The organism is Rhodocytophaga aerolata (assembly GCF_030503435.1).
GTDB classification, from domain to species: Bacteria; Bacteroidota; Bacteroidia; order Cytophagales; family 172606-1; genus Rhodocytophaga; species Rhodocytophaga aerolata.
The window spans coordinates 1-11904 of sequence record NZ_JAUKPO010000070.1; the positions used below are offsets into that span (position 1 = coordinate 1).

Consider the following 11904-nt stretch of genomic DNA (forward strand, 5'->3'; position numbering starts at 1 on the left):
TTCTTTTTAGTCATCACTTTACAGAGTTAGTGTAAAGCTAATTCAGGAATTGACCATTAGTTAAATAAGTCAAATTATGTTAAGTAAAGGCAAAGGGGCTTGAGGGGAAATAATCTTTTAAACCTATCTTTTCCCACTTTGTCCCAATTTTATATTCAATCCTTTATTTACTTAAATCAACACAAATACCTTTTATGGTATTTCATTTAATGGGCGTAGGGAGTCTTATGCTTGCAAATATTTACTTGCTACTATCTCTACTATTCTTTGTATGGCTTATGATTTACTAAATAGGGAATCAATTAATAAGTCTGGATTATAGGATACGATTCAGACTTTTTGATTAGAAAATTTTCTATCTGTGTTGTTTTTAAATTATGGGCTTTGTTAGGATCAAATAGTAATAAATGACTCTTTCTTTCTAGAAAGGGAAGCTACTATCAAAAACACCGTCTAAGATAAGTATTTTCAAAGACGATGTTTTTGATACTCTTATATTATTATCTTTTAAATACTTTGAACACCTTGCTTTGTCCGGTTTCTGTTTCCAGCTTAAGTAGATGCAAGCCTGCTTTAAGGTTTATAGAAATGAAATCTATTTCAAGTTCTGTCTGTTCTAAGCTGATCTGATATTCTTTTTGATAATATTGCTTTCCTACTATATCTAGTAACGAAATACGAATTTTTCCTTCGAGATCCTTTACAGTTAGAGTGAGTTTATTATCAAAAGGGTTAGGGTATACCGCTGAAACCAACAAAGTCTGCGTACTCTGCTCTTCACTGGCAACTTTGGCTGTTGTACTAGCAACCGGTGACAATACACTACCTGGGATAACAGTAATAGTACTTAAGATAGGTGTTTGCCAAGCTACGGCTAAGTTATCTCCTCCTGCTCCTTCCTTATGCAGGGCTTCTACATAATACCGCTTATCTTTTTCCAGGTATATACTTAATGACTTTTGAGAAGCAAATTTGGTCCACTGCCTGGAAGAGGTATAGCCGGTAACAGAGGCTATTTTCTGTTTAGTAGCTGGATTATCAGTAGAGCTTAGCCAGAGTTCTGAATGATCATCTGAAGCAATGTAAAAGGTATAGCTGCCAGTAACCGGCGGGCATATATAGCCTCTGATCCGCTGTCCATAGTTATCGCCAATATTGGTTGGAGCCTCAAAAGAAGAAAGCTGTGTGGTTGAGGTAGGTTTTGTACTTACAGGTATTGTCCCAACTGTTGTACCTGTCACATTTCCCCAGTATTCCCGTAAGATAGTGCCACTGGCGCTACAAGTGGGTGTTGTAGGTATAAATGGCGAAAGTACACTGCCTGGAATAAGGGTGATCGTTGAGCTAGCTGGTATTTGCCATGCCACAGCCAGGTTGTCGCCACCTGTCGATTCTTTGTGCAAGGCTTCAATATAATACTTCTTGCCTATTTCTAAGTAAATAGCAACCGATTTCTGGCTAGCAAACTTGGTCCACTGTCGGCTACTAGTCCAGCCAGTGACAGAGGCTATCTTTTGTTTAGCCGCAGGATTGTCTGTTAAACTCAGCCATAGTTCAGAGTAATCATCAGAAGCTATATAGAATGTATAATTACCTGTGGCGGGTGGACAGATATAGCCTCTGATCCGCTGTCCATAGTTATCTCCTACACTTGAAGGCGCTTCAAAGGAAGAAAGCTGTGTGGAGCTTGAAGGTGCCGTATTCACCGGAATCGCAGACACAGCACTACCTGTGACATTGGCCCAATACTCCCGAAGAATGGTACCACTGGCTGTACAGGTGGGTGCTGTAGGCGTTGTGCCGACAGACACATTAGAGAAAGTAGCTGTATTGAGCAGCGTGTTGTTTTGTGAGGTAAGTGCCATACCCACATAAATATTACTGCCCATAGTGATCGTAATGGTTCCGATCTGCATCCAGCTTACCCCATCTGCAGAATAGAAAGAAGTAAAGTTGTTGCCATTGCGGGACAGCTTGATCCAGCGCGGAGCTGTTCCCGGAACCGATTTATAGCCTGGTGTTCCGGCTCCTTGCCGGTACATAAAGTTCGTATTTGAAGGATTTGTGGCTACTGCTACAAAAGAAGAAGTCGCTGTCAGATCTTCCCGGATCATCAGCCCAGCCAGGGCATTAGCATTCGTGTTTCCCATACTTTCTACCTTTGCTACAATGGTCGCATTGCCAGTGAAGGGTTGATAGAGGTAATGAAAGGAGTCTGGGGCTTTGTAGAAGTCAAAACCTCCACTTTTTACGGTGAATACACCATTTGTATAACTAGCACTTCCTGTCAGAGCAACCGTACCAATGTCCCCATTTTTCCATGGAACAGGCAGCGAGCTTTGATTTTGGTTGAGTTTTAGGGTTAGATAATCTGTATAAGAACCGGCTATATCCACTTTACTGGTGCCAGCTACATAGATATTGCCAGTGCCGTTCACAGCTATGGCTACGGCCTGATCCTTGCTGTTTGCTCCACTCTGATGAGAATGTTGCCAAAGCTGGGTACCTGTGCTGCTGTATTTGGTGATCACATATCTTGCCTTCGTTGTCAGGTTATCGCTTCCACCTATGTACACATTACAAGCAGCATCTATGGCAATGGCCACATTTTCGTGTACTCCAGGATAAGAGCCATCTCCATAGCTTTTGATCCACTGCATGGTGCCTGCCGTATTGTATTTAAGTGTCCGATAAACAAGCCCATTATTGCTATTGCGGCTGACTCCAGTAAGGTAAACCCCACCACACCCATCTACGGCTAGGCCTTTAGCTAAGTCATAGATGCCATTATGGTAGCGTTTCACCCAAGATTGCGTTCCGCTTGTAGCATATTTTACCAGCGCATAATCTTGCCCTGTTCCACTGCCTGCACTGCTGCCGGCCACATATACACTGCCACTTGCATCTACTTTTATACTCACTGGCTGATCATCTCCATTTCCTGGTCCATTATAGATTCTAGACCAAAGTAGCCTACCATCTGAGCTGTACTTGGCCGTCGCAAAGTCTTGACCCATGCCTCCTCCATTGCTGGTTCCTATTACATAAACTTCTCCTTGTACATCTATGGCAATACCAGTAGCTTTATCATTACTTCCATCAGAAAACTGGTTATGGTATCTCTGTACCCATAGTTCTGTTCCGTCTGGAGCATACTTTATGGTACCAAAGTCTTCTGATATTGTACTACTATTAGCGCCATATGCGCTGCCAGTTACATATATATTACCGCTTCCATCAATGGCAATACTAGTGGCCTGGTCATTAAAATAAGAATCACTGTCATATTGCTTTACCCACTGCTCTATTCCTTCGGGGCTATACTTCACTGTTGTATAGTTAGAATAATAGTCATACGATGTATTATATTCACATGGGTAATAGTTCTCAGGGCAAGCAAAACTACTTCCTGTCACATATACATTGCCACTAGCATCTACCGCGATAGCAGTGGCATAATCGTCTCCGGCAGCTGAGTAGTGCTTTGTCCAAAGTTCTGCACCATTAGGGCTGTATTTAATTGTCGTAAAATCAGCTCTAGTACCCCTTCCAATGGTACTACCGGTTATATAAACATTTCCACTGCCATCTACTACCATAGCCGTAGCTTTATCATCTTCAAGTTCTAAGGTAACCTTTTCCAGTTTTTTGACCCACTGCTCACTGCCGTTCGAATTATATTTAATTGTTGTTGATTTGATACCACTATCAACACTGTTCCCGGCAATATAGACATTTCCATTTCCGTCTATTCCTATACCCAAGGGATGATGAGAGCTATTTGGATTTGAAGTATTGTACCTAGTTACCCATTGCTGTATGCCATTAGCGTTATATTTTATTGTAGCATAGTTTGTCGTATTATCAGTGCTAATGCCTACTACATACGCATTCCCGCTTCCATCCACCACTATATGTATAGGGTTGTCTGCCCCGTTACTCGTATGGTTATAACGGCTGACCCACTGCTGTACGCCACTGGTCGTATATTTTAAAGTAGCGTAATCCATACCGGTATTGCCACCCTCACTACTACCTGTTACATACAGGTTTCCCAATGCATCCAATGCAGTAGCTACGGCATAATCATTTCCATTATAAAGCGTATTGTTGTAGGTTTTTACCCATTGCTGCATGCCATTTATATTATATTTAACCGTGATATAATCTCCGTTACTGCCTCCTATAACAAATACATTCCCACTTGCATCAACAGCAATATCGGATGCACCATCCTGTCCATTATTTGGGCTATTATAGCGGCTTTTCCACAATATATCGCCATTTGCATTGTATTTTGTAGTGATCAGGTCACTACTAGGTTCATTATTAAATTCTTCGTAATCGCTATAATCACCTGTGCCTACTCCTGCTACATAGACATTTCCGGAGTTATCTACGGTAATGGCTGCAAGAGTAAATTGATCGTAATGAATTCCTGATGTAGAATATCGTATCCAGGCAAAAGTTCCGGTAGCATTCAATTTATAAGTATATGCGTTATTTACGATAGCATACTTGCCTCCATCCTGGGTGCCTATTATATACACATTTCCGGTAGCATCTACCACCATATCTTTTGGTGAAGCACCATAATCAAAATAGTACCCCCCGCGCCAAACCTCTGATCCGTCGGTTGTATATTTGACTGTTGTAATATTATCACTATAATATATATAATCATTGTAAGGCGTCGTGGCAGTTACATAGACATTGCCTCCCTTATCTACTGCTATGAGCCCTGCAACACTATAGCCATTATTTGCCTCATCGAATCGTTTGATCCATTGCTGCACGCCATCTTGACTATATTTAACAGTAACTACATCTGAACCACTACTACCAACAACAAACACATTTCCTTGAGCATCCAGGGCCATATCCGTAGCGGTTACTGCCTCATAGGTTAAGGAACGGGAGTAGCGTTTTGCCCATTCCTCCGATACCTGGGCTCTTACAGGTATTACGGTAGTAGAAAACAGGCAGCCAATAATAAAGAAGTATACTAAACAGTGTAGCCTGACAATTGTAATTATTGCAAGTTTCTGTTTTTGTTTTTGTAATTGGATAAGTAAATGTTTTGACATAAAAGCTAAGTTATAAGTTAGGTAGATCTGTAGTATTTTTACTTTCAAGTAAGAGAATCGTCGTACATACACTTCAATAACTTGAAATGTGTAGCGTCAATAAGTATAAAAGAGTAGAATATTTATGGTTCTAAGGCTGGTGAATACTTAAAACAGGATGTCAGCAAAAAATTATGGATAGCTTAACAAAAGTGTAGTGTGCAAATGTACAGCAGGTACATACACCTGTCAATACCCATTTCCAGGTATTTTTATGGCTTGGCTGATACAAATAGGGATTATTTGTGCAAATTATCTTTACAGATAAGTCTTTTGAGTAAGTCTAATTTGATCCTAAAAGGCAAGCTATTTATCATAAAAAGAAACTCCATTTTAAGGTTAGACCGATCTAGGCTGTTAAACAATTTAAGGGAAACATAAAGCGCACAGCCATTTTTTACAAATGAAGTGATGTATAGAATTATTGGTTACAAAAACTCATGAAAATTAGCTAAGTAAACTTTGTTTTTTGTAACCACTTTTTGTAACTGCTGCCAATATGGCTGCTTTTGCAGGAAGTGCATCTTGATCAAAAGATGGTGAAGTTACTTTAAAGGCAGAGTTATCGTAACCAAAGATGTTAAACTAATTTTCATTCATGTGTTACGAAAACTTAAGGAACAAATTGGTCTTAAGGTTTTTACTTGTATCTACTATATATGGAGTTCTAAAATCAAAAACTTATGTCGGTTGAAGCAGCACTTGCTATTCAGAATTAGACATTCTTTTACAGAAAATATTCTATGCAGTTCTTTTTTACTATAACTTTTATAAATATTGATATTGGCTAACCATCACTGTAAATGCCTAATTTTTTTGCAAGACTCAAGCTGTGGTAATGTTCAGGATCGTTATTTAACACATTCTTTACAATTTCTCTTGCTTTTTTTCTATCATTTAGATGGATATATAGCCAAGCTAAACGTGAATAATCATCGCTATCGCCTTTTCCAAATTCTAATCGTTTAGATATATTATCTGCAAACCTTTGTATTAAGATTTCTTTTTCTGGTATGCCAATCTGATCACCAAATTGTTTAAAAATTCTCATCAATTGATTAACATAGCCCCTAATTTGCGAAAGGGTTATATTAGGAAACTCAGAAACTTCGGCATACGCATGTACCACTCCTTGCCAATCATTTGTTAAGATACAGAGATAAGTAAATCTGTGCCACCCTTCTATTTTTTTCTCATCATCAGCTGCTTCAATGAAGTTCTGTATAGCTTCTTTTGCTCTTTCAAATTCAAATTCTTCTTCATATAAAGAGGATAATGTTATCCACGCTATGGGATATTTCCTACAGATAAATTCTAGGATTGAAATATATTTATCTAAGTTTTCTTTACCTGAACTGATCTTCTTGGCTATGTTTTTGAAAAAGCTATTTATTCTTGGTTCGACACCTTTTTGAGTGGTAGTATGTTGACCAGCTCCGAAGGCTTGTAGAAGATTTGTGTCTGCCTGAATAGAGGTCTTCATAGGACTGACACTAAGTTTGCGAGCTCCAAAGATTGATGCAGATAACGGGACAGAAATAAATAACATAGAATCCTTCTCTGATTGAGTTATTTCAATAAAAGAAGAACGGGCTAATTCTTCTAATGCATCCTCTACATCCATTCGCTGATTATCACTTCTCATTAAAACTGCTTCAATAGCCACTTGTGGAACTGTGGAACGCCAATTGCATAAAGTTAAAAATATCCTCTTTGCGGCAGGACTAATACCAATATAAGTTCTTTCAAACAGGGCAGTTAAAATTTCTTCTTTACTTGCAACAATTCGTTCTATTTTTTCTATTCTTCCAGCTTTGGCAACTTCACCCAACAATATTTTCACAACATACGGGTGGCCATCAGACTCCCCATAGAGTTCATCTAAGTATTCATCAGTAATTAAATGTCTTGGAATATTCAAAATTTGTATAGTTGAATCAACTAATTTTCTAAATTCAAGCTCTGTCATTCCTTTCACCTCTATTGGATAATCTCCTTTGAATTCTCTGAATCTTGTAGTGATAAGAATTTTGTTTGGTAAACGTATATAAGTATCCAGCCATTGGAACAATTCAGCAGGAGATTTTACTGTTTCAAAATTATCTAATATGATAAGTATTGGCCCTAAAGAACTTTTTGTAAGTTCCTTTTCCATAAATGTTTTTGGTTTAAAGCCTTTTTCATTTGCTTCTTTAGGCTCTATGAGATTAACGAATTCTTGAGCTATGTCATGCTCTGTTAGTACTTGTGGCTTTACCGGCTTTGCTCCTTCTAAAAGCAAATCTATATCTCTTGCACTAAACCAAAGCACTAGGTTGAATTGGGATTTTTTGCAAATTTGATCTAAGACTGATAGTGCTAGGGTAGTTTTGCCTATACCTCCTCTCCCAGTAAGTGTTACTACTGGATGTCTATCATTAGTTAATATATTGAATAATTGCTTTTCCAAATCCAGCCTTTGAATATAATGGCTTTGTACATTGGGAAGATTACTAAAACACCCACCAATTAAATCTAATTTACCTATTCCTTGAGTTTCACTGGGAGGTAATTCACCTGCAGGAACTAAATAGGGTGTAGCGTTTATAGATTCTTTTGTATCTGTAATATATGATAGTACTTCAAAAGTTTTTCCATTGAAATTACCGTTAGGAAACATAAAATCATTTGCCTCAGGCTCTGAAAATACTAATTCAACTTCAATTGGCTTATTTAGATAAATATATACACCATTATTCAAGCTTTCGTTTTTACTTGTTTTTAAATAGTCAAAAACTTCTTTCTTTTCACTTAAGTAAGTCACTCGATACTTTCCTGAAAGATTGCGGTACAGATATGCCCAAGTATTTTTAAAGAGGCAGAAATTCTCACTTATTAGCTTTATCGAATCGTATAATTTGATACACAATTTACTGCATGTATGTGTTTGTAACGCACCATGTCCCCTTGTTTTATTTCTTAAATGAGCAAAACTAGAAAACCATGTTCTTAAAGCTGCTTTCACAGATAAAGCTGGCAAGCTATCATCTAATTCTCTTAAACAATCATGTAAAAGAGAAACTGCATCATACTGCCAAGAACCGGCTGATAATCGTTGAGTGAGTTCAAGTTGAGCTTGATGTGCTTCAGGAATCAAGTATTGAGAAGTAGGACCCGTTAAAATTTCATCTATTACTACACTCCATTCTCCAATACCATCAGCTCTTACTAATCTATATATTTGGCCATATTTATGTCTTTGCTTGTCCTCAATTACACAAGCTATAAGTCCAGCAGCAAGAATCTTCACTAATTGTTCACCCATGTACATAAGATTCATGAATAAAGCCATATCTGAATCATCTTTTGCTGTCTCAACGCGCTCCCACATTCGATTGATTGGTAAAATCATAGTATAGAATTCAACAATAGCCCGATATAGTAAAAAGTTTATTTTTTAATCAAATTATAGATTTGTTATCAGGCCTGCTTTTAGAGGTAAAACTCTGCAGTTGCTCGCCATTACCCTCTTTGGTATAGCGGTACACATTAAACCACCGCCATTTAGGAAACTGAGTATCTAAAAATGCAGTAAATTTTACAAGGTCATTGACATGATAGCGGACAAAGTCCTTGTTATCAACTTTAGCAATCACCTTATATTTTTTCCCCTCTGCTCCCATAGTTTTCCAATTGATCTAGTTTGTAGATAGTTATTATGTTAAATAAAACTGTAAGCCGATTACTTTGCGGCCTGAACGTTTTTCTTTAAAGGTAAACTCAAACGGAGTGCCTTTCAATTCCTTCCCAGCCTGGCCAATGACAAAGCGCTTCAGATCATAGTAGCGTTCATACTCTTGCTCTTCTATGCGTAGCATGGTACGCAGGGCATATAGAGATATATAAATAATTTTTTCGCTTTTAGCCGACTTAGAGAACCATTCATAAAAACACTGGCTGTAATAGCTTTTAAACTTGATCAGCGACTGCAGTTGCTCGCCTGAAAAATGCTTTTTTACACGCAGCAAATAGGGATGCAGGGCAGGATCAATGTGAATCCGGATCTGCCCTTTTCCGGTTAGGTACTTGGCTGAAGAAATCAAGCCTGTCTGCAGCAGACCGTCTTTTTCTGCAATTCTGCAAACATGTTGGATCATGCTCATGGTAGCCTTCTGCAGTTCACTGAAAGCAGACTCTCCTTTCAGGTTGCTGTCGGCAATAATCTCTCTCGCATCGATGATGAGAGGTTCAAACAATGCCACTCCTGCAGGATGGGTGATACTTTCTGGCAGTAGCTCTAAAACCTTGATGAAGATTCTTCTCTCATAAAGTGACATATTGTACTGAGCCATGATCACATCATTCAGTTCCTCTATCTGCTCAGCACCGATGTTTTGAGCTGGCACATTAGCTCTCCCCTCCCTTATCGGCTTTACAGGACCTGCTTTTACTGCAGTTGTATGGGGCATGGGTGTATCAAATAAGGGTATTTGAATATCTTCAATCGGCAATTTGAAAGACTTTAATTGCCTTGAAGTTGGTTTTACAGGAGTTTCTCTGAGCATAAAAGTGGATTAGGTTTACACCAAATTACTCGTTTTTGATTGTCTCAATCAAGAAAAGGACAGAAAGATTTTAGCATGTGTTAGTCATAAGGTAAGTAGTTTAGCTATTTGAAAGAGTGTATGATTTCGTTCTCGTCCATAGGTCTTACGGGCGAGTGTGAGTCAAACTCCTCTCCTATCATGGGTAATCGTATTAGTAAATGGTACTTTGCACTTATTCGGAGGTGCCAACCGGTGAGCTTTTGCTCGTTTGCAAAGGGAAGTACGGAAATATTTTTTTCTGGTTCAAGTCATGATTGCTTGTTTGCACCATTCCTCGCGGGGGTTTGGGGGGTGCAGCCCCCCAATATGCAGTTATCCACATTTTTTTTGTTAATAACGGTAATAATTAAAGGTTTTTATAGTATTATAGGTTTGGCCTGCTAAACTGTCGTTCAATTCCTACAAAACTGTCGTTGGCTAACCTGCTAAACTGTCGTTCATCTCCTGCTAAACTGTTGTGGATAACTTAGTTTTCCACATAGTTACCTACACATTAAAATTGAAATTTTACTCCTGCTAAACTGTCGTTGCTAAAAAAAATCATCCTGCTAAACTGTCGTTGAAGAGGTGCTAAAGAATAAGATATTCTCTAAAATTAAATCCATGTTCAAAATCTCACTCACAACTCCTGCTAAACTGTCGTTCTGGGCTTAGAATAGCTCTAATGCTGACCATGCAGGCTTTAACTCCTGCTAAACTGTCGTTGTTTATTCTTGCTTAGGCGTAGATTCTATGAAAAAGATGGATGTGTGGGCTATTATTTATCAGATAAAGCTTATTTTTCATTTTGCAGATAAAAATACATTGACTCCTGCTAAACTGTCGTTGAAATAATAATCTATTTCTCCTGCTAAACTGTCGTAACCTCGGGGTTACGTAATTAAAAAAGGGATACACGATGTGTATCCCTGCTAAACTGTCGTTGTCACGAGTTATCTACTTATCTCTTAATTTCTTTCATTAAACTTGGGTATCTGATATATTTTTGCAGGTATGGGAGGTGGACTAGTCAACAAATAAAATCCTTTGTTTATATCTTCTTCAATTTTTGCAGAGTTATATTGAGTGAGTACAAGCCGTAGAGTAGACCTGAAGTTCTTTTTGAAGTTATCCATTCTAGAAAAACCTTCACCAAATTGTTCTTTTAACCCATTCCATGAAACAAACTCCTTCTTTTGTAAAGGTACTCTATGCAATCTTTGAGCTAGCCAAGTATAAATATCTATAGCCATCGCATTATTTGCTAATACCGCTAAGTGCCTTCCATCCAAAGGTACTGCATGATTCATCAATGAAGAGAAGTAATCTTCAGAAAGCATTATGTTTCCATCCCATAAAACTTTCTGATTAGCATCTTTAGGAAACCATAAATCGAAACCTTTGATAATTGTACTGTTGACTTGCACTGCTCTTTGTTCTTCCACAGCAAAGGCAATTGAAATCATAGATGCAGCCAATCTACCTAGTTGATTCTTAATTGCATCTATTTGATATCCATTATTAGGTAAGCCTAAAGATTTAACAAAAGAAGTCAAAGTATCTGATACTGCAATATTAGAGGTACGTTGTTGTAGTGCAAGAGTATTTATATGAGTGAGAATTAATCGAGCTTTAGGTCCATAAGGTAAACCAAGAAGTTTATCATATTTTTCAGTGAGAGGGTTGAAAACTTTTGTTGATTGTATAGCAAAATATGCTTTGCCTTGCTGTCTTACCCAATTATCAACTTCTACACCAGGATCCCGATAGGGAAGATAAACCTGACATAGAACTGCATGCTGAAATAGCAGTTCATTATGTTCACTAGGTAAGACTACATTGTCATATGCTTGCCTCACTATTTTTTGCTCTCTGTTTGTCATGATCCTAGGTTAGAGGATTACATCTATAAGATTTAGTAAATAAACGAAAAACCTATAAAAAAGTAAAGACCTACTTCTTACTTATCCAAACTTTTATGTTACCGTTCGACATCCAGTTTATTTTTAATATTACCCTAACTCTATGCACGTTAACCTCCCTCCTCCCTTGTAATTTAAAAATCTTCATGATAAATAATTTACTTTCTTGAAAATACCTACTATACCTAGTAAGTTTATAAGATTTAAAATCGGTAACTTACCTAAAATAATGATTGTAATGATTGTAATGATTGTAATGATTGTAATGATTGTAATGATTGTAATGATTGT

General features: G+C 37.8%; 5 protein-coding genes. All 5 read right to left on the reverse strand.

Annotated features, from left to right (window positions below; translation table 11 throughout):
* Window positions 1-500: 500 nt before the first annotated feature.
* The 5 genes from Q0590_RS35340 to Q0590_RS35360 all read right to left on the reverse strand — a co-directional run bounded on the left by Q0590_RS35340 (window position 501) and on the right by Q0590_RS35360 (window position 11574).
* Window positions 501-5087 (reverse strand): SBBP repeat-containing protein, encoded by a 4587-nt coding sequence (locus Q0590_RS35340; protein WP_302042398.1) that lies wholly within the window; start codon window positions 5085-5087, stop codon window positions 501-503.
* An 826-nt stretch (window positions 5088-5913) separates the two neighbouring features.
* Complete coding sequence (locus Q0590_RS35345) at window positions 5914-8517, reverse strand: NB-ARC domain-containing protein (RefSeq protein ID WP_302042399.1); 2604 nt, start codon at window positions 8515-8517, stop codon at window positions 5914-5916.
* 49 nt (window positions 8518-8566) lie between these two features.
* A complete protein-coding gene (locus tag Q0590_RS35350) occupies window positions 8567-8788 on the reverse strand; it encodes a hypothetical protein (protein WP_302042400.1) in 222 nt (73 codons plus the stop codon).
* Between the two features lie 33 nt (window positions 8789-8821).
* Entirely contained in the window at window positions 8822-9670 is an 849-nt protein-coding gene (locus Q0590_RS35355) for a replication initiation protein (RefSeq protein ID WP_302042401.1), read from the reverse strand.
* A gap of 989 nt (window positions 9671-10659) precedes the next feature.
* On the reverse strand, window positions 10660-11574 hold the full coding sequence (locus tag Q0590_RS35360; RefSeq protein ID WP_302042402.1) for a replication protein RepA: 915 nt from the start codon (window positions 11572-11574) through the stop codon (window positions 10660-10662).
* Window positions 11575-11904: the final 330 nt, after the last annotated feature.